We start from the raw sequence: 19,058 nt of genomic DNA, 5'->3' as shown, positions 1-19,058 counted from the left end.
TCCCCACACTCTCCGACGGCCATCTTTGAGTGTGAGGATATCCCGTATAGTAAAAAGCATTAAAAAGCCCTCTTTACTATACCCATTTTATCAAAAAAGTGAGGTAAATACAATGTGGGTAAAACAATTACCAAACGGAAAATATAAATATTTTGAGAGATACAGAGACCCTTACACTGAGAAGTGGAAACGGGTGTCTGTTACGCTTAATAGTGGCTCGAATCGAGCAAAGAAAGAAGCTCAACGCTTACTGGATGATAAGATAGTCCAGAAAATAGAATCATCAAGCACTACTAATGTATCGTTTCATAGTGCTTTCAACGAGTGGTGGGAATTTCATCAAAAACAGATTAAGTTAAGCTCAATCAAGAGCCTTGCAGCATCCGTTAAGCGAATATCTGACACTATCGAACAAGGGACTATCCTATCAAATATCAATGTCCGACTTATTCAATCATTACTAGATACTGAAGACTGGACGGATTCCCAAAAATATCGTGCCAAGACTGTACTAAATACATTCTTCGATTATGCTATGGATCAACAGCTTATTAGCTATAAGCCATCAAGGAAGGCACGATTGCCAAAGAAGACCAACAAGCTCGAAAAACAACAAGTTGCCAAGAATAAATACTTAGAACCAGACGAATACAGTCGATTGTTGAAAGAACTCTACCGAAAGGACGTAACACTGAGATATGCTCTAGCGTGCAAGTTTATGCTCTTGAATGGTTGCTGTATTGGTGAACTGGCTAGGCTGACTATTTCAAATTACCACAAAGAGACACGCTCCTTGGATATCCACACATCATTCAACAGATATATTCCAGAAAACGAAGGGACGAAAACAGTCGCTAGTTACCGAACAACCTACCTCACCAATCGTGAGATTGAAATTATTGACCAGATACTAGAGTTGAAAGAGTTAAGCGAAACAACCAATCCAGAGTGGTATCGTAGTGATAAGATTTTCACGACCAATACTGGAAAACCTATCCATAGCACCATCCTAAGTGCATCACTTCAACGAGCTAATGCCAGACTGGAAATACCTATCGACAAACGCCTATCCCCTCATATCTTCAGACATACCACGATAAGCATACTGGCTGAAAACAACGTGCCACTAAAAACTATTATGGACAGAGTTGGTCATGCTGATTCGGAAGTGACTACTAGCATCTATACCCATGTCACTAGGAACATGAAAGACCAAGCGGTCAATGTTTTAGATAACATCATTACAAATAATCTTGCCCCTTCCTTGCCCCCTAGGTAGAAAAAAGAACCCTAGTTTTAACCTAGAGTCCTCAGAAACGTTGTTAAATCAACGTTTTATTTTTTCAAGTTGTAGAATGATTTCAAACCACGGTATTCTGCAACTTCACCAAGTTGGTCTTCGATACGAAGCAATTGGTTGTATTTAGCGATACGGTCAGTACGTGACAATGAACCTGTCTTGATTTGACCAGCGTTAGTTGCAACTGCGATATCAGCGATTGTTGAATCTTCAGTTTCACCTGAACGGTGTGATACTACTGCTGTGTATCCAGCTTCTTTCGCCATTTCGATAGCGTCGAAAGTTTCAGTCAAAGTACCGATTTGGTTAACTTTGATAAGGATTGAGTTAGCAGCGTGTTCTGCAATACCTTTTTCAAGGTAAGCTGTGTTAGTTACGAAGAAGTCATCACCAACCAATTGAACTTTACCACCAAGACGTTCAGTAAGAGCTTTCCAACCGTCCCAGTCGTTTTCATCCATAGCATCTTCGATTGTGATAATTGGATATTTGTTAACCAATTCTTCGATGTAATCGATTTGTTCTGCGGCAGTACGTTTAGCTCCACCTTCACCTTCGAATTTAGTGTAGTCATATACACCGTTTTCGTAGAACTCAGATGATGCACAGTCGAAACCAAGGAATACATCTTCACCTGGTTTGTAACCAGCAGTTTCGATAGCTTTGATGATAGTTTCAACAGCATCTTCAGTACCGTCAAATGCTGGTGCGAAACCACCTTCGTCACCTACCGCTGTTTCAAGACCACGTTCTTTAAGGATCTTCTTAAGAGTGTGGAAGATTTCAGCACCCCAACGAAGAGCTTCTTTGAATGTTGGTGCACCAGCAGGTACAATCATGAATTCTTGGAAAGCGATTGGAGCATCTGAGTGAGAACCACCGTTGATGATGTTCATCATTGGAGTTGGAAGAACTTTAGTGTTGAATCCACCAAGGTAGCTGTAAAGTGGAACTTCAAGGTAGTCAGCAGCTGCGCGTGCTACAGCGATAGACACACCAAGAATAGCGTTGGCACCAAGTTTACCTTTGTTTGGAGTACCGTCAAGAGCGATCATGGCGCGGTCAATACCTTGTTGATCACGTACGTCGAATCCGATGATGTGTTCAGCAATAACGTTGTTTACGTTATCAACTGCTTTTTGAGTACCAAGACCACCGTAACGAGCTTTGTCACCATCACGAAGTTCTACTGCTTCGTGTTCACCAGTTGAAGCTCCTGAAGGAACCATACCGCGACCGAATGCACCAGATTCAGTGTAAACTTCTACTTCAAGTGTTGGGTTACCGCGTGAGTCAAGGACTTCGCGAGCGTAAACATCAGTAATAATTGACATTACAATACTCTCCTTATGAGTTAAAATTTTTTACACCCTTATATTACCATAATATCAAGGCTTAAGCAAATTAAAACCAGAATTTTCTAGCGATTTTCTATTTTTTAATGTTTTCAATTATTTTTGAAAATCTCAGAAAACGACTCAAATGAAAAGGAATTCAAAATATTGTATAATACTAGTAGAAAACTTACAGGAGATGCCTATGACTTCACTTGAAAACAAAGTGCTCCAATGCGCTAGTGGCGAAAAACGCCTAAATCCCGATGAACTTCGTCAGTATTTTGGAACCTATGCGGAACGTGTAGTCCTAGCTGTTCTATTAGAAAATGCTGAAAAGAAAACTGTAATTGACCATTTTCCGCAGATTTTAAAAGACTTGCAAGCCGTTTACCCGAATCTTAGTCTCAAGCTATCGCCAAAATTAGCTGACCAGATACAATTTACCTATATCAAAACGGCTCAAGCGCTCAACATTTCAGCTACTATCGTGGACGAGGCCAAGGCTCATTCACCATACGGTCTTATCGTACATAGTAATCAAGCAGAGAATCTTGATAAAGTGTTATTTTCAGAACTCTATCCTGATATCCTTGCTCCTAGTGAAACTGAACCTATCCTTGAAAAAAAGGGATTTTTTGCTAAACTATTTGGAAAATAAAAGCTGATGCAAAGTTAGCTTTTTCTTATATCACAATGTTTTACTGAGCTTGATGAGATTTCCAATATTGAGTCCTGTGCGATAGAGATTCTCCTTAGCGGTAGCTAAAACTTGGTCTAACTCTAATACTTGTCCAATGATAGGGAAAGCAGCTGAAATGCCTGCTACTGGAAAATCAGGCAAGCCATCCTTCAAACTACCGCAAATAGCAATGACGGGAATTGCTGATGGTGTCCGCCTAGCCACCCCGACCGGTGCTTTACCAGACAAGGACTGGCTATCCAATCGTCCTTCTCCTACTATAACCAAATCAGCAGACTTCACACGTTGGTCAAAATCAACACAATCAAGTACAAAGTCAATCCCTGATTTAACTTCTGCATCTGCAAACGCCACCAGGCCTGCAGCCATGCCTCCTCCCGCCCCTGAACCAGCCAGTTTTGGAAGCTCAGGAGCAAAGCCTTGGTAGAATTGAGCCATATCTTGGTCAACTTTTTTAAATTGTGAAGGAGACAAGCCTTTTTGTCCACCAAAAATATAGGTCGCTCCATGTGGACCACACAAGGGGTTATCTACGTCAGTAATCAGACGAATGGTGACACCAGACAAATCAACCTTATTTTTAGAGGATACCTTTTTAATGAGACCAAGATTAGCACCTATTGGATCAAGCTCCTGTCCCTCAGAATCATAAAAACAATAACCTAATCCATAAGCCATACCAATTCCGCCATCATTAGTAGCTGATCCGCCTACACCTATAATAAAATCACGAATACCAGATTTAACCAAGTGAACAATCAGTTCACCGACCCCCTGGGTTGTTATACAAAGAGGATTGCGTTTATCTTTAGGTATATGCTCCAAGCCACAAATCGCAGCCATTTCAAAAATAGCAGTCTGGCCATTGCTGGCAAAAGAAACACTTCCATCACTTGTATAGGCATGAGGAATCTCGATACTTTTCTTCTCAAGATTTAGATTTTCAGCAAGAGCATCTAAGGTGCCCTCGCCACCATCACCTATTGGCATGAGGTCAAACTCAGTGTCGGGTAAAGCCTTTTCAAAGCCCAATTTAAGAGCTAAGGCGACCTCTTTTGCAGACAAACTTTCCTTAAAGGAATCAGGTGCAATCAAAATTCGCATGATGTCCTCCTTCTATTTTTCTTTTAGGTAAGGGTATAAAGCCTGAACTAACCCATCCGTCATATGTCGAGGACCTCGAACAGTTTTAATACCTAAACTCTTTAGTCTATCACTATCAAAGTCAGTGTCATTAAAAGTGTATAAGGGTTTAATCCGCATCAACTCCTTAATACTCTCCTCTTCACGATAACCTTGATTAGGGATATTCGCTTCTAAAACCTGACAGAGATAACGAATGGCCTTGGTAGGTGCCGTAATATAGAGTGCAACGACGTCCCCTTTTTGCATACTGGCTTTCTGGGTCCAAAGAATATCCTCACTTGCCGAGAACTCTTCCCCAATATCGTAGTATTTCAAATTTACCGGGATAATCCAATAATGAGGCTCTGAAGGCTTTCTAAGATGCTTAGGAGCAACCAGAGAACGACTCCCTCTAAGGAGCTCAAAAATCGTTTGATCTGGAATTGTCTCATCTAAAACAAGGCTAATCCAAGTCTTCTTGGACATATGGTAACTAGGATAGATTCCATCTAATTCTAAGAGCTTATCCATCTGCCTTGGATCGATCTTGAGGTTAACCACATCATAGACTAAATCTGCCTTTTCCCCACCAAGTCCTAGTTTCTCCCCTTTGAGAGGGAAAAATAAGGCATACCACTTATCATCAACCCGAAAGGAAAGATAGTCTGGATATTTCTCAAAAGGATGGTCAGCTTGGTCTGAAAATTCCTTAACTATAAAATTAGCCAGACGATTAGCTTGCGGGGACGAAAACAATTGGTCGTCATAACAAAAATCAGCTACTTGTGACAAGAGATCTCCATAAGCTTCTCTGACTTGACCAACGTAGGTTCCAGTTGCGTGAGGGCTTCGGAAAGTGTCATAAGACTCATCAAAATCAATATCAACAACCTGCCCTGTCAACTTACCTTCTAAATCAATGAATAGTCGAGCCTCAAGTCCTTCAACCATTAGTGTTTTTCTGAGCTCGTAGCCTTTCTCACTAGTTATAAAACCAAAAGGCTCCAGGCTATCATGTTTTAGGACTTTCTGTTTAAAATAAGCATCCTCAAAAGTCATTCATTCTCCCTTTTTCTAAAAAAGAGAAGTTGAGACAAACTGATGTCCCAACTCCTTTTTTATTTTGTTGACTGGCGTAAAGTTAGACCATGATTAAGAATAACGTTCTTATCTTCAAGTTCTTCCTTATGCATAATTTTAGTCAACATACGCATGCTAACTGCCCCTAAATCATAGAGAGGATGGTTTATACTAGAAAGGTTTGGACGTGTGTAGCTTGTAATCGGTGAATCATTGCTTGTGATGATTTCGAAATCTTCTGGAACTGATTTGCCTGCAGCAAAGAGGCCATTCAAGAGACCTACAGCCAATTCATCTTCCCCAACATAGGCAGCAGTGGCACCAGAGTTCAAGACACGTTGTGCTAAATCAAAGCCGTCTTTATAGCTATATTTAGCTTCAAAGACAAGTCCTTCGTTGTAGCTCAAATTATTCTTTTCAAGTCCAGACTTATACCCAGCCAAACGTAGTTTGCCATTAATATCATCGATTAGTGGTCCTGATACAAAAGCAACCTTTTCATTATTTTTAGCAAGTTTCGTTACACAATCCTCAACGGCAGCTTTATAGTCGATGTTAACACTTGGTAATTGGTGTTCGAGATCAACTGTTCCTGCTAGAACAATCGGTGTACGGGTACGAGAGAATTCTGCACGGATTTTTTCTGTCAGATGGTGTCCCATAAAAATAATACCATCAACTTGTTTAGCAAATAGAGAATTAATGACTGTAACTTCATGATCGTCATTTTCATCACTGGAAGCAAGAACAATATTATACTTGTACATGGTTGCAATGTCATCAATACCTTTAGCTAGAGTAGCAAAATAGCTATTTGTAATATTTGGAATGACAACTCCTACAGTAGTTGTTTTTTTACTCGCCAAGCCACGCGCAACTGCATTTGGACGGTAATCCAAACGATCAATAACTTCGAGAACTTTTTTTCGGGTGTTTTCTTTTACGTTTTTGTTACCATTTACAACACGAGAAACAGTTGCCATCGATACTCCGGCTTCACGCGCAACATCGTAAATTGTGATTGTTTCATCAGTATTCATAAGAAACACTTCCTTTCTAAACTTAATGCACACTCTTTCATAGTAATTGTAGCAAAATTTGAAAACACTTTCAATTGTTTTGACTGATTTTTTACAAAAAAATGAAAGGGATCCTCTTTTGCTAGCTAAGGTAAAGAAAGCTATTTCAAATATTGGGTTATCATTTCACGTTTTCATGATTATCCATCGCTTACAACCTATAAGATTAAAAAAACTCAATGAAAGCAAATGATTTAATGAAAAGCCAAAAACAGCTTGCATTTTCCCTATAAAAGTGACAGAATGAGTGTAAGAAATACAAAGGAGTTTTTTCTATGTCTAAACTTGATCGCATTCGTCATTTTTTAAATGAAAATAAATCAGGGCTAGCTATTGTTTCAGATCCTGTAACTGTCAATTATCTTACTGGTTTTGATTGTGACCCACATGAACGCCAAATGTTCCTCTTCGTCTACGAAAATCGTGAGCCTGCCCTCTTTGTTCCTGCTCTTGAGGTTGCACGTGCCTCTTCTGTTCTCGATTTCCCAGTCTTCGGTTATGTGGACTCTGAAAATCCATGGCAAAAAATCAAAGCTGGTCTAGCAAGTACAGACAGCCCTATTATTTATGCAGAGTTTGACAATCTCAATGTGACTAAGTTCCAAGGATTGCAGACAGTCTTTGAAGGTCGCTTTGAAAACTTGACACCATTCATTCAAAAAATGCGCGTTATCAAGTCAGCTGATGAAATTCAAAAAATGATTGTTGCTGGTGACTATGCTGATAAAGCTGTTAATATCGGTTTCGACAATATCTCTCTTGATATGACTGAGACAGATATCATTGCTCAAATCGAATTTGGCATGAAGAAAATCGGCATCAATCAAATGTCCTTTGAAACTATGGTTCTCACAGGCAACAATGCAGCAAACCCACATGGTATTCCAGGAACTAACCGCATTGAAAATGACAGCTTGCTCCTCTTTGACTTAGGCGTTGTCAGTCAAGGCTATGTTTCAGATATGACACGTACTGTGGCTGTCGGTCAACCTGACCAATTCAAGAAAGATATCTATAATATCTGTTTGGAAGCTCAACTCACTGCCCTTGATTTTATCAAACCAGGTGTAACTGCCAGCGAAGTCGATGCTGCAGCACGTAATGTTATTGAAAAAGCTGGTTACGGTGAATACTTCAACCACCGTCTGGGACATGGACTTGGTATGGATGTCCACGAGTTCCCTTCAATCATGGAAGGAAATGACTTGGTAATCGAAGAAGGAATGTGTTTCTCTGTTGAACCAGGTATTTACATTCCTGAAAAAGTTGGTGTTCGTATTGAGGACTGTGGTTACGTGACAAAAGATGGCTTTGAAGTCTTCACACACACACCAAAAGAATTGCTCTATTTTGATGTTTAATTAATCCAGAATGGTCTTCAATTAAGTTGAGGACCTTTTTCGTTTGTAGCCAAATCGAAAACACCAAAAAAGCTGACTCCTGATGAGTCAGCTTTTGCTATTTATCCTTCATGCTCTTGTCTAAGATAGTCAAGTCCTTCTTCAATCCATCCTGGCATTGCTTCTGCCAAAGGTTTAAAGCCATAGTTCAAACGACTGTCAGAGAAACGATGTCGATGAGGAATTTTATTTTTTTCTTCTTCAAGGGTTCTCAAAGAAAGACTGGCCTTTTGTGTAAATTCATCAAAATCAACAACTTGAACCAAGACCTCCTGGTCTACCTTTAAGGTATTGTAGATGTTGTCGATATAACCTGTCTTAATCTCCGAGATGTGAATCAAGCCTGTGGTACCATTTTCCAATGAAACAAAGGCACCGTAAGGCTTGATGCCTGTGATAACACCCCTAAGCTTGTCTCCAATTTTCATCTTAGTCTGCTACCTCAACTGTTTCAATCACAACATCTTCAAGTGGCTTATCTTGAGCTCCAACCTCAACATTAGCAATCTCATCAAGCACCTTGTAAGAGTCTTCATCTACCAATTGACCAAAGACTGTGTGACGACGGTCTAGGTGAGGTGTACCACCATTTTCAGCATAAGCTTCTGCGATTGGTGCTGGCCAACCACCACGTTCGAGTTCCTTTTTAGCATAAGGAATCTCAGGTGTTTGAACGATGAAGAACTGGCTACCATTAGTATCTGGTCCAGCATTTGCCATTGAAAGTGCACCACGGAGGTTATAGAGTTCTTCAGAAAACTCGTCCTGGAAGCTACCACCGAAGCTTGATTCACCACCCATACCAGTACCAGTTGGGTCACCACCTTGAATCATAAAGTCCTTGATAATTCTGTGGAAAATCACACCATCATAGTAGCCACTCTTGGCCAAATTGACAAAGTTTGTAACTGTTAATGGTGCATGATCAGGGAAGAGTTTGATGACCAAATTACCATGATTTGTTTTAATTGTTGCGACTGGACCTTCTACTGTATCCAAGTCAAGTTGTGGGAAATGAAGTTCTTTTTCTACCAATCCGAGTTCCTCCAAAGCATTGAAAATGCCATCTTCTTCTATTGTTCCTGTAACGTAATCTGCTTTTTCTTTCAATTCTGGTGTGGCATTACCCATAGCAATCTTAAGTCCAACATAGTCAAAGATTTCCATATCGTTTGGACCATCACCAAACATCATGGCATTGACTGGTTTAAGATTTTCATGCTCTAAGACATGCTCGACACCAGAGGCCTTTGAGATATCATTTGCTACGACGTCAGATGAGTGTTCATGCCAAGGTACCATGCGGACATGGGCTGCGAGTTCTTCTGGTAACTCAAGCTCACCATCATTTTCCGCAAAAGTCCACATATGGTAAACATCATTCGACAAGTGAAAGTCTGGCTCCACATCACAAAGACCATAGACTGGTTTCATAGCATTATCAATCAAATCTGAACGCTCTGAAACAACTGGCTTGTCCTTACCAGCGAAGCCCCAAGCAATCCCAATCTCTTTGCACCAAGCAACAAAAGCTTCTGTAACCTCACGAGCTAGGGGCTGGTTATAAATTTCTTCCCCTTTTCGATTAATCACATAAGTTCCATTGATGGTTACAAAATAATCGGGCTCTAGGTCTCGAATATCCTCAACGACACCATAGTAGCCACGTCCTGTGGCAATCCCCGTCAAAATTCCTTTTTCTTTAAGCCCTTTGAAAACAGCCTTGATAGATTCAGGAATGTAACCTGTCTTTTTGACACGAAGGGTGTCATCAATATCAAAGAAAACAATCTTAGTCTTCTTAGCCTTGTATTTTGTTTTTGCATCTACTGGCATCGTAAATCTCCTTTACAGTATCAAAATCTAGCGCTAGGTACTATTCAAGAAGCAGCCCTAACAAAAGATCATGCGGTGTTTCCATTATATCATTTCTTAAAGCTAAAAAGCAAAAAATCATCTAAGACCAGGTCAGTCTTAGATGATAGGCGTTTTAACGGTTAACACTCTTGATAATACGTTTAATGTCACGCTCTTGCTCGCGACGTTTGATTGACTCACGTTTATCGTAATCGTGCTTCCCTTTGGCAATACCAAGCAATACCTTGGCAAAACCGTTTTTTAGGTATACCTTAAGAGGAACCAAGGTCATCCCTGTTCCCTTAAGGTCATTTTGAAGTTTGGTGATTTGCTTTTTCTTAAGCAATAATTTTCTCGTACGGTCTGGATCCTGATTCCAAATATTTCCCTGCTCAAAAGGAGCAATATGGACATTGATTAACCAGGCCTCACCATTCTTGATTTGGGCATAGCCATCTTTTAGCTGGATGCGGGCCGCACGAACAGACTTAATCTCTGTCCCTGTCAGCACGATGCCTGCTTCAATAGTATCTACAATACTATAGTCATGTCTCGCCTTTTTATTCTGAGCAACAACATTGCCTTCACCCTTTGGCATAGCAGTCCCTCCATTCTCATCCTATTTTCGTTTTTTAGCAACGTCCTTGTAAAAAGGTTTGTTCCTTTTTTTCTTACGACGACCACTCTCACGTCCCTTGTTATCATTGTGAGGACGGTTTTGATTTTTACGTTTGTCTGGTTTCTTAGATGACTTACGTTTTTCGTCATAAGAGCCTTTACGACCATTATCGTCTTGACGGTTACGGTTATCCCCACGTTTACCACGACGTTCGAAGTCTCCATTTTGACGGTCACGACGTGGACCTCTATTACGGAAGGCTTTCGCCTTTTCTTCACGTTCCTGACGAGCCTTGTGGTCTACTTTTTCAGTGACATCATACTCGCTTGGAAGGTATTGGAAGTCAATGTCTCCGGTTTCCTTATCAGCACGTGTTAATTTGACACGGATAGGCTGACCAACTCGGAAAGTCTTACCAGTTTTCTCACCCTGAAGGGTCATGGTGCGTTCATTGTAATTGTAAAATTCTGGAAGGGTCGTGATGTGAACCAAACCCTCGATGGTGTTTGGCAATTCCACAAACATACCGAATTTAACCACACTTCCGACAATACCATCGAATTCTTGACCAACAAACTCTTCCATGTATTCTGCTTTTTTCATGGCTTCAACGACACGTTCAGCATCAATAGCCCGACGCTCAAGAGTTGAAGATGAAGTAGCTAACTCTGGAATAACCTCTTCAAAATGTTCACGCGTTTCTTGGGACATATTATTGGTGTACTCACGAATCATTCGGTGAACCAGGAGATCTGGGTAACGACGGATTGGACTAGTAAAGTGGGTATAGTACTGAGCCGCAAGTCCATAGTGTCCGTGATTGTGTTCTGAATATCGGGCTTGTTGCATCGAACGAAGCAACATCATATTCATAACTTCTGCTCCAGGTTTACCCTGAACTCGCGCCATGAAATCTTGCAAGTCTAGCTGATCCATCTTATTAGCTGTTCCTTTGATTTGAATACCAAAGATAGAAGCATAATCCATAAAGCGTTGCAATTTCTCCGCTTTAGGTTCTTCGTGAATACGGTAAATAAATGGCAGCTTAGCCTTAGCGAAATGCTCTGCCACACATTCATTGGCAGCCAACATAAAGGACTCAATCATTCGCTCAGCCGTCCCACGCTCACGCACCACGATATCAACTGGCATCCCCTTATCATTAACCAAGATACGAGCCTCAGATGTATCAAAATTAAGGGCTCCACGACGTTCACGCATGTCTTCTAAAATCTTATGAAGTTCTGCCATAGCTGACACAGAATCCATAATAGGCTTGAACTGTTCAATCTTTTCTGGATTTCCAGCCAACATTTCATTGACATCACTATAGGTCATACGGAAGGTTGTCTTAATTACAGATTGGCAAATCTTATGATTGACCACCTTGCCTTTTGGAGTAATCTCCATAATAGCTGACTGCGTCAAGCGGTCAACATTGGGATTTAGTGAACAAATACCATTCGAAAGACGCTCAGGCAACATTGGTACCACACGGTCTGTCACATAAACAGAAGTCCCACGTGCTACTGCCTCACGGTTAAGAGCAGAACCTTCTGTAACATAGTAGGACACATCGGCAATATGAACACCAAGCTCAAAGTTACCATTTGGCAAACGTTTGATATGAACCGCATCGTCCAAGTCCTTGGCATCGGCTCCGTCAATAGTGAAGGTCACCTCTTGACGAAGGTCAACACGACCAATTAGGTCTTCTTGACTAGGTGCATCCGGCACAGCCTCTGCTTCAGCCATAACATCTTCTGGAAACTCCGAAACAATATCCATTGATTCCAAAACTTCCAAGACATCAATACCAGCATCTCCTTGATGACCAATAATATCTCGAACACTTCCTACAAAATAATCGTAATGGCGGTTAGGGTATTTTTCAATATCAACCTTAATAATCTCATTTCCCTCAAGAGCAACTGGTTCTTTCTTGATGTAGATTGGCTGCTGAATTTTTTGATTCTTAGACTTGATGTAACCTGCATAAGGTTCTTTCTCATCATTGAGGATAAATTTCCCGACAACCGTTTTAAGAGATCGTTCGACAATTTCAACAACTCTTGCTTCTGCCGCTGTCCCACGCAAACGGTCTGCTGGCTTCTTGATAACAACGGCAACAGTATCACCATCAATGGCATGGCCAACGTCATTACGACCGATGAACATGTCATCTTCACTGTCATCGACATGCAAGAAACCAAAACCGTTCTTATTGGCACGGAAGACACCTTCAACAGTCACCTGATTAGGATTTTCTTTCTTAGGACGCAAGGATACAGAGCCATCTCGGTTAAAACGCAACTGTCTCTTACTTTCCATGGCTGATATGGCCTTGATGAGCTGAGGAAACTTTTCTCCCCCAGCATGATTAAGAGCCTGGGCAATGTCGTTTACACTGGATTTCCCATGCTCCTTCAAATAATTTATAATAGATTCTTTCATGATTTCCTTTTCTTTTATTTATTGACTATAACGCAAAAAATGAGCCAACCTCAGTCAGCTCATTACTTACTTGAGAGAATGGAAAGGACGATTGCATCTACAATCCATAGAAAAACCATGATTCCTGTAAAGCGTTGCATAAAGGCTTCAAAACCACGTGGTTTACTACGTTCAAATAGTGCTTCTGACCCACCACCATCAAAGACATTGCTACTTGGATTTTTTTGTGGTTGCATGAATACCGCAATCACAATAATAGCTGACATCACCAAGAGCAGCGTTAATAATAAGTCGTACATAGTTATTCCTCCGAAAAAGTCCTTTTTATTCTACCATAGAACCCTTTAAGATTCAACATGTAAGGTTACTTTTCTATCCTTGGGGCAGAATTTGAGTACCTGAATTTTCTCAGGATGATTCTGTTTATTTTTACTTGTGAGATAGTTGATGCTCCCACATTCACTACACTTTAAATTGATTTTAACTCTCACCTATATTCTTAACTCCTAGCGATTTTCTAAAGATGATTAAGGACCAGACAAAATTTCCAAAGACAATCATTGCGGTCACAAAGAAGACCCAGCGATAACCTAGTCCAGTCGCAACTGCTGAACCAACAAAAGGACCTAAAACTTGTCCAATGTATGAAAAGCTTTGATTAAAGCTAAATATTCTTGAGATTCCTTCCTTGGGTGTCATCTTGGTCAATAAAGAATTGACACTAGGCATAAGGGCACCTATACCAAAGCCATAGGCAAAGCGTAAGATCCCCAGTTGCAAGGCTGAACCGGCAAAACCACAAAGGAAATACAAGAGGAAGCTATAGAATAAGCCCATCAAGAGCAAACGATGATTGCCAATACGGTCTCCCAATTTTCCCAGAAAAGGGGTACTCAAGAGACTAGAGAAGCCCATAGCAGAAACAATTAAACCTGAGTAAAAAAGGATATTGTCCCTCTGACCTAAATAACGAATATAAAGGGCCAACATAGGCGCTATCGATTGGGCAGAAATCTGGATAATCATACTAGTCACAAAGAGGCCGATTAAAAGCGATTTGCTGGGAATTTTAGCAAATACTTGCGAAAGGGTCATCATCTCTCCCTTTTCAATCGGTTGAAAGTCCTCTCGCAAACCAAAGATAGTCAAAAGACAACAGATAAACAAAATCACCCCAACTAATAAAAAGGTGCACCTCATACCAAACGCCTCAGACAAGGTCCCACCTAACAAAGGGCCAATCAGGACACCTGCTGTTAGACCCGTAGATAAGGTCCCCAGAGCATAGCCAGAACGTTGCTGAGGAGCCTGACTAGCAATCAAAGCTGTTGCATTTGGGACATAGCCCGCAAACAATCCATTCAAGATTCTTAAGAAAAGCATCCAGAAGACATTAGGCACAAAGGCTAAACCTCCCATTGTAAAGGTCATGACCATACTGGCTCTAATCATCATGGGCTTTCGACCATAACGGTCCGCCAAGCGTCCCCAAACTGGTGAAACCAAGGCTGAAGCTAGGGCAGACAGGGCAACAGATAAACCAGCATACCATTCTACCATAGCGCCTTTAATCCCTAATTCTTCTACATAGAGAGCCATGAAGGGCATAACAATAGAAAAACTAGCCCCAGTAAAAAAAGTTCCTATCCAAGCAATTTTAAGATTTCGTTGCCAATCAGCGGTTTTAAGCTCTTTTTGGCGCAAATAATCATCTTCTTTCTAAAATTCACTATCCATTATAACACAATGACTAACTATACGAGGTTAGCTAAATCTTTTATGGCACTCTTCACCTTCTTCTTCAAATCATCGATGCTCCCGTTGTTGTCAATAACTAAACTAGCATAGGGCAGTTTTTCAGCTAAAGGCATTTGACTAGCAATACGCATGCCTGCTTCCTCAGCACTTAAGTGATTCCTTTTCATCAAGCGTTGGCGCTGGACCTCAGGTGACACCGCCACCAACCAAATCTGATCAAACCAATCCTGATAATCATTTTCAATCAGTAAGGGAATATCCATAAAAAAGACGTCCTCTTCCTTGGCCAAGCAATCTCTTTTGACTGCCAACTCTTCTCGGATAATTTTTCCCTGAATTTCAGCAGATTGATGCCGCATCTCTTCACTTGAAAAGATTAATTTCCCTAACTTAGGACGATTTAATTCTCCATCAGAAAGAAGAATATCCTCTCCCAACCAATCATGCAAGGCTCGATACAACCTGCCCCCTTTGGCCTGCATATCGTGCACCAGTTGATCGGCATCAATGACCTTGTAACCTACCTCTTTAATCATTTCAACAACGGTTGATTTTCCTGAAGCAATGCCTCCTGTTAATCCTATAATCATCGTTTTTGACAATGAGGACACAAATGCGTTCCTCTTCCTCCTAACCTGATTTTCTCAATCGTGCTTGCACAACGTGGACAAGGTTGCCCTGTCTTTCCGTAAACCTGTAGATAGTTCTGCATAGTCCCATCCTCACCAAGTGCATTACGATAGGTCCTTATAGTGGAACCACCTTTTTCAATTCCCAACTGTAATATGGCAATCGTTTGATCATGAACTCGTTTCATGGCTGCCTTGCTAAGTTTATTTGCTGGTGTCTCAGGATGAACCTTGGCCGCCCAAAGCACCTCATCAACGTAGATATTTCCTAGACCGGCCACTAATTTCTGCTCCAAGAGTAAGGGCTTAATAGGCTTGGCAGAATGCATTAAGGCTCTCTCAAAAGGTGCATATTTAAAGGTCTTCTTGGTGGGCTCAGGGCCAAGTTTTTTCCGTATAAAATAGACCTCTTCCTGTTTCCTATCCAATAAATCAAAAGTCCCAAACTTGCGAACATCCTGATAGACAAGTGTAGAGCCATCATCTAACTTAAAAAATAAGTGAAAGTGTTTGTTGGTAGGAACCTGGTCTGTGAACAGCAGGTATTTCCCCTCCATACGCAAGTGGGAAATCATAATCAATTGTCCAAAGTCAAAAATCAAGTACTTACCTCTACGTCGCATGACTTGAATCATCTGGCCAGGCAAATCATGCAAAAAGCTATCGTATGATGTCTTGATCATTTTCGGGACCTTAACTTCAAGTGACAAAATAGTCCGTCCTACTACCAATCTTTCTAACCCTCGTCTAACAGTTTCTACCTCAGGTAACTCAGGCATCTGCCCCTCCTTCTAGCAAGAAAGCCGAGCAAATGCCCAGCTTTTCTTAGTATTCTTTTTCATTATAACCAAAATCGGCCAAATCAAGTTTTTTATCCCGCCAATTTTTCTTAACCTTCACCCAAGTTTCAAGGAAGACCTTGTCCCCAAGCATGAGCTCAATATCTTTACGAGCAAGAGTACCAATTTTCTTGAGCATAGCACCCTTTTTACCGATGACAATACCTTTTTGGCTATCACGCTCAACCATGATAGTCGCACGAATGTGAACCTTATCAGTCTCTTCATCACGTTTCATAGAATCAATGACAACAGCAACTGAGTGAGGAATTTCTTCACGCGTCAACTGTAGGACTTTTTCTCGAATCATCTCAGAGACCAAGAAACGCTCTGGATGGTCTGTGATTTGATCCGATGGGAAATACTGGAAGCCTTCCTCAAGATTATCACTCAAAACATCTACAAGGTGGGAAACATTATTTCCTTGAAGAGCTGAAATTGGAATAATCTCCTTGAAATCCATTTGTTTACGGAAATCATCAATCTGCTCAAGGAGCTGGTCTGGATGGACCTTATCAATCTTATTAACCACCAATATAACCGGAACCTTGGCTTGCTTAAGACGTCCGATAATCATATCATCACCCTTACCACGAGGCTCATCGGCTGGAACCATGAAGAGGACCGTATCCACTTCACGAAGGGTTGAATAAGCAGACTCCACCATGAAATCTCCAAGTGCTGTCTTGGGCTTGTGAATACCCGGTGTATCGATAAAAACAATCTGTTCTTTATCTGTTGTGTAAATCCCCATAATTTTGTTACGGGTTGTTTGAGCCTTATCACTCATGATAGCAATTTTTTGCCCCATAACATGGTTTAAAAAAGTTGATTTTCCTACATTAGGTCGACCAAGAATGGCCACAAATCCTGATTTAAATGTCATATATCTTCTTTCTATTTTTTAGTTAAAAATCAAATTCCAAATCTTAGGTATGAAAACAATCATACCAGTAATGAGTGCGTAACAAGAGACAACCAAGACCGCTCCTGCAGCCATATCCTTAGCATTTTTAGCTAGCATCGAAAAGTGATAATTACTGGCCAAATCAACAACATTTTCAATGGCAGAATTAACAATCTCTAGGGCAATTACTAGAAAAACTGCCTGCAGAAGAAAGAGCCATTCTGTCGCAGACACACGAAAAACCAAGCCAGCCAATACCACTAAGATAGCTGATACCAAATGTTTACGCATGTTGCGTTCTTCTTTAATGGCCGTTATTATCCCTGTCAGAGCAAACTCAAAACTGGCCGTAAATTCTCTGTTTTTCCACTTTTTTTGTGGGTTATTGTCGCGTAAGTCCATAAGCAGTCAAAATTTCTTCCTGTAATCCAAACATTTCCGCTTCTTCTTCTGGGGTGTAGTGATCATACCCGTTGATATGAAGAAATCCGTGAACAGCCAAAAAGCCCATCTCACGCTCGTAGCTATGTCCATATTCCTCAGCTTGTTCGCGAGCCTTATCAATAGAAATAAAGAGTTCGCCGATATAACTATCAAACTCCCCCATCATTTCAGCCAATTCGGGATTTTCAGCCAAATCTTCTTCATCAAAGGTAATATCTAACTCCGGCTTATACTCCAAACTAATAACATCAGTTGGACGATCCGTATCACGATACTCCAAATTCAATTCGTGACTACGTTCGTTAGTTACAAAAGTAACCGCCATTTCCTTGTCTTCCTTGCCAAGTTTCTGCGCTGCAAAATCAAGTAATTCCAAAGTTTGTTTTTTTATTTCTTCTGAGACTTGTCCAGTCTCATCAATCATTTCAACGTACATAGCATGCTTTTTCGGAACAGTTTAGCCTACTTAAAGGACAGAGCCGTTCCCTTCCTTTCCCTAACAAATTAGCTTTTTATTACGAATACTAAAATACATTCAATACTTTCATCGAGTGATTCAGTACAATATCAATCAATTCATTATATCACAAGGGCACAGAAAAAGCAGACTTGAGCCTAATTGTCTGCTTTTTGTATAGTAGCTATGAGAATCGCTTACTAATCGATATGATCTCTAAAGCGTTGAATATGAATGGTCAAATAAACCTGTTCGTCTAAACTAAGTTCAAAAGCATAACTTGACTTGATATAGGTGACGACCTTTTGGGTACAGATAAAAGATTTTGGGTAGTTAACCTTGACTTGTTCATATAGAAAAGCATCGTTTTTACCACCACTAACCCCACTCACAATATGTTGCGCTAAGTACCGAAGATAAGTAATAAAACGGTTATAAGAAAAGCTATCTTGCTCCAAGTCACAAGCAAAATCAAGACGGACAATCTCACTAATGCCAACCACAATTTGAGTCATCTGTCGGTCTTTTTCATGGAGATCCGTATCCTTTTATGCATTGACAAAGTGCAAAGCGACAGAAGCTGGCTCATCATCTGCCAATTCAACCTCTAAATCATTGGCAATCAAACGAAGAGCTTGTTTTCCAATTTCATACTCCCAAGGGTAAAATTTTCGAACTTCCCAAGCCAAAGAATTTTGCAGGGATATGCCTTCTCTACTGCGTTCAATAGCATAATGAAGGTGGTCTGCAAGAGCGATAAAAAAAGAGGGTTCAAACTTGGTCTGCAAGACATCTTCAGCAAAAGTGATGATATTCAAAAAGACCTGCATTTCACCATCAGGCAAATCTACATAAGCACGAGTCCATTCGGCCACTGTCTCCGGATTTTCCAAGACAAAAGTCTTTTCAACCTTCTCTTTATCAACCGTCTCTCCGACCTTCTTTTGAAAGCCTAGTCCCTTCCCCATAACAATGTATTCCACATCATTATCCATAGCTTGGACAACATTGTTATTTAAAATTTTTTCAATTTGCATCACGATTCCTCATCATTTAAGCCTTTCTTTTGTTTT

At 40.6% G+C, this 19,058-nt stretch carries 19 protein-coding genes and 1 pseudogene; 3 read left to right on the top strand and 17 right to left on the bottom strand.

All coding sequences use genetic code 11. From position 1 onward, the window contains the following. The first annotated feature begins 112 nt into the window (after positions 1 to 112). A complete protein-coding gene (locus EL076_RS03345; RefSeq protein ID WP_126429250.1) occupies positions 113 to 1,279 on the top strand; it encodes a tyrosine-type recombinase/integrase in 1,167 nt (388 codons plus the stop codon). Positions 1,280 to 1,335: 56 nt separating this feature from the next. Here EL076_RS03345 and eno read toward each other — a convergent pair whose 3' ends face one another. Further along, entirely contained in the window at positions 1,336 to 2,634 is a 1,299-nt protein-coding gene (eno, locus tag EL076_RS03340; protein ID WP_002889001.1) for a surface-displayed alpha-enolase, read from the bottom strand. A gap of 205 nt (positions 2,635 to 2,839) precedes the next feature. On the opposite strand from eno, the gene EL076_RS03335 reads away from it, so the two are divergent. Next, positions 2,840 to 3,295 (top strand): YueI family protein, encoded by a 456-nt coding sequence (locus tag EL076_RS03335; protein WP_126429248.1) that lies wholly within the window; start codon positions 2,840 to 2,842, stop codon positions 3,293 to 3,295. A 30-nt stretch (positions 3,296 to 3,325) separates the two neighbouring features. Here EL076_RS03335 and EL076_RS03330 read toward each other — a convergent pair whose 3' ends face one another. Genes EL076_RS03330 through ccpA form a run of 3 tightly spaced genes read right to left on the bottom strand, consistent with a single transcriptional unit; the run spans position 3,326 to position 6,582 of the window. Continuing rightward, the gene (locus EL076_RS03330) at positions 3,326 to 4,441 is read right to left on the bottom strand and encodes a glycerate kinase (protein ID WP_126429246.1); all 1,116 of its coding nucleotides are present in this window, start codon (positions 4,439 to 4,441) and stop codon (positions 3,326 to 3,328) included. Between the two features lie 12 nt (positions 4,442 to 4,453). Beyond that, positions 4,454 to 5,521, bottom strand: a complete 1,068-nt coding sequence (locus EL076_RS03325; RefSeq protein WP_003093510.1) for an MmcQ/YjbR family DNA-binding protein — start codon at positions 5,519 to 5,521, stop codon at positions 4,454 to 4,456. A gap of 59 nt (positions 5,522 to 5,580) precedes the next feature. Then, entirely contained in the window at positions 5,581 to 6,582 is a 1,002-nt protein-coding gene (ccpA, locus tag EL076_RS03320; protein ID WP_003094772.1) for a catabolite control protein A, read from the bottom strand. Positions 6,583 to 6,896: 314 nt separating this feature from the next. Between ccpA and EL076_RS03315 the strand changes: the two genes are divergently transcribed. After that, on the top strand, positions 6,897 to 7,982 hold the full coding sequence (locus tag EL076_RS03315; RefSeq protein ID WP_003097563.1) for a M24 family metallopeptidase: 1,086 nt from the start codon (positions 6,897 to 6,899) through the stop codon (positions 7,980 to 7,982). Between the two features lie 101 nt (positions 7,983 to 8,083). Here EL076_RS03315 and EL076_RS03310 read toward each other — a convergent pair whose 3' ends face one another. The 13 genes and pseudogenes from EL076_RS03310 to licT form a co-directional block, all read right to left on the bottom strand. Then, positions 8,084 to 8,449 carry a S1 RNA-binding domain-containing protein gene (locus EL076_RS03310; RefSeq protein WP_126429244.1) on the bottom strand — a complete coding sequence of 122 codons (366 nt, stop codon included), beginning with the start codon at positions 8,447 to 8,449 and terminating at the stop codon, positions 8,084 to 8,086. A 1-nt stretch (position 8,450) separates the two neighbouring features. After that, positions 8,451 to 9,857: a Cof-type HAD-IIB family hydrolase gene (locus EL076_RS03305; protein WP_126429242.1), complete on the bottom strand. Its 1,407-nt coding sequence runs from the start codon at positions 9,855 to 9,857 to the stop codon at positions 8,451 to 8,453. Between the two features lie 154 nt (positions 9,858 to 10,011). Next, on the bottom strand, positions 10,012 to 10,476 hold the full coding sequence (smpB, locus tag EL076_RS03300) for an SsrA-binding protein SmpB (protein ID WP_002885905.1): 465 nt from the start codon (positions 10,474 to 10,476) through the stop codon (positions 10,012 to 10,014). Positions 10,477 to 10,497: 21 nt separating this feature from the next. Next, entirely contained in the window at positions 10,498 to 12,951 is a 2,454-nt protein-coding gene (gene rnr / locus EL076_RS03295) for a ribonuclease R (protein ID WP_126429240.1), read from the bottom strand. A gap of 62 nt (positions 12,952 to 13,013) precedes the next feature. Continuing rightward, positions 13,014 to 13,250, bottom strand: coding sequence for a preprotein translocase subunit SecG (gene secG / locus EL076_RS03290; RefSeq protein WP_002886135.1), 237 nt, complete (start codon positions 13,248 to 13,250; stop codon positions 13,014 to 13,016). 45 nt (positions 13,251 to 13,295) lie between these two features. Next, positions 13,296 to 13,442: a 50S ribosomal protein L33 gene (gene rpmG, locus EL076_RS03285; protein ID WP_081448739.1), complete on the bottom strand. Its 147-nt coding sequence runs from the start codon at positions 13,440 to 13,442 to the stop codon at positions 13,296 to 13,298. Beyond that, complete coding sequence (locus EL076_RS03280; protein WP_278533601.1) at positions 13,432 to 14,607, bottom strand: multidrug efflux MFS transporter; 1,176 nt, start codon at positions 14,605 to 14,607, stop codon at positions 13,432 to 13,434. The genes rpmG and EL076_RS03280 overlap by 11 nt, the downstream gene beginning before the upstream one ends. A 98-nt stretch (positions 14,608 to 14,705) precedes the next feature. Next, positions 14,706 to 15,299 carry a dephospho-CoA kinase gene (coaE, locus tag EL076_RS03275; protein WP_126430139.1) on the bottom strand — a complete coding sequence of 198 codons (594 nt, stop codon included), beginning with the start codon at positions 15,297 to 15,299 and terminating at the stop codon, positions 14,706 to 14,708. Then, positions 15,296 to 16,117: a DNA-formamidopyrimidine glycosylase gene (gene mutM, locus EL076_RS03270; RefSeq protein ID WP_126429238.1), complete on the bottom strand. Its 822-nt coding sequence runs from the start codon at positions 16,115 to 16,117 to the stop codon at positions 15,296 to 15,298. The genes coaE and mutM overlap by 4 nt, the downstream gene beginning before the upstream one ends. A gap of 46 nt (positions 16,118 to 16,163) precedes the next feature. Then, entirely contained in the window at positions 16,164 to 17,063 is a 900-nt protein-coding gene (era, locus tag EL076_RS03265) for a GTPase Era (RefSeq protein ID WP_126429236.1), read from the bottom strand. Positions 17,064 to 17,081: 18 nt separating this feature from the next. Beyond that, complete coding sequence (locus tag EL076_RS03260) at positions 17,082 to 17,486, bottom strand: diacylglycerol kinase family protein (RefSeq protein WP_003093800.1); 405 nt, start codon at positions 17,484 to 17,486, stop codon at positions 17,082 to 17,084. Next, on the bottom strand, positions 17,467 to 17,964 hold the full coding sequence (gene ybeY / locus EL076_RS03255; RefSeq protein WP_048787858.1) for an rRNA maturation RNase YbeY: 498 nt from the start codon (positions 17,962 to 17,964) through the stop codon (positions 17,467 to 17,469). The genes EL076_RS03260 and ybeY overlap by 20 nt, the downstream gene beginning before the upstream one ends. A gap of 221 nt (positions 17,965 to 18,185) precedes the next feature. After that, a pseudogene (licT, locus tag EL076_RS10205) lies at positions 18,186 to 19,022 on the bottom strand (BglG family transcription antiterminator LicT). Between the last annotated feature and the right edge of the window lie 36 nt (positions 19,023 to 19,058).

This window comes from Streptococcus vestibularis, assembly GCF_900636445.1.
Classification (GTDB): Bacteria; Bacillota; Bacilli; order Lactobacillales; family Streptococcaceae; genus Streptococcus; species Streptococcus vestibularis.
Note: the sequence above shows the minus strand (reverse complement) of the source record. Positions and strands in the feature narration are given on the sequence as shown.

Coding starts and splice junctions, on each gene's coding strand:
- smpB (WP_002885905.1), bottom strand. CDS start 10,476: ATGCCAAAGGGTGAAGGCAATGTTGTTGCTCAGAATAAAAAGGCGAGA.
- rnr (WP_126429240.1), bottom strand. CDS start 12,951: ATGAAAGAATCTATTATAAATTATTTGAAGGAGCATGGGAAATCCAGT.
- EL076_RS03310 (WP_126429244.1), bottom strand. CDS start 8,449: ATGAAAATTGGAGACAAGCTTAGGGGTGTTATCACAGGCATCAAGCCT.
- eno (WP_002889001.1), bottom strand. CDS start 2,634: ATGTCAATTATTACTGATGTTTACGCTCGCGAAGTCCTTGACTCACGC.
- EL076_RS03335 (WP_126429248.1), top strand. CDS start 2,840: ATGACTTCACTTGAAAACAAAGTGCTCCAATGCGCTAGTGGCGAAAAA.
- coaE (WP_126430139.1), bottom strand. CDS start 15,299: ATGATTATAGGATTAACAGGAGGCATTGCTTCAGGAAAATCAACCGTT.
- secG (WP_002886135.1), bottom strand. CDS start 13,250: ATGTACGACTTATTATTAACGCTGCTCTTGGTGATGTCAGCTATTATT.
- EL076_RS03315 (WP_003097563.1), top strand. CDS start 6,897: ATGTCTAAACTTGATCGCATTCGTCATTTTTTAAATGAAAATAAATCA.
- mutM (WP_126429238.1), bottom strand. CDS start 16,117: ATGCCTGAGTTACCTGAGGTAGAAACTGTTAGACGAGGGTTAGAAAGA.
- EL076_RS03325 (WP_003093510.1), bottom strand. CDS start 5,521: ATGACTTTTGAGGATGCTTATTTTAAACAGAAAGTCCTAAAACATGAT.
- era (WP_126429236.1), bottom strand. CDS start 17,063: ATGACATTTAAATCAGGATTTGTGGCCATTCTTGGTCGACCTAATGTA.
- EL076_RS03305 (WP_126429242.1), bottom strand. CDS start 9,857: ATGCCAGTAGATGCAAAAACAAAATACAAGGCTAAGAAGACTAAGATT.
- EL076_RS03345 (WP_126429250.1), top strand. CDS start 113: ATGTGGGTAAAACAATTACCAAACGGAAAATATAAATATTTTGAGAGA.
- ccpA (WP_003094772.1), bottom strand. CDS start 6,582: ATGAATACTGATGAAACAATCACAATTTACGATGTTGCGCGTGAAGCC.
- EL076_RS03330 (WP_126429246.1), bottom strand. CDS start 4,441: ATGCGAATTTTGATTGCACCTGATTCCTTTAAGGAAAGTTTGTCTGCA.
- ybeY (WP_048787858.1), bottom strand. CDS start 17,964: ATGTACGTTGAAATGATTGATGAGACTGGACAAGTCTCAGAAGAAATA.
- EL076_RS03260 (WP_003093800.1), bottom strand. CDS start 17,486: ATGGACTTACGCGACAATAACCCACAAAAAAAGTGGAAAAACAGAGAA.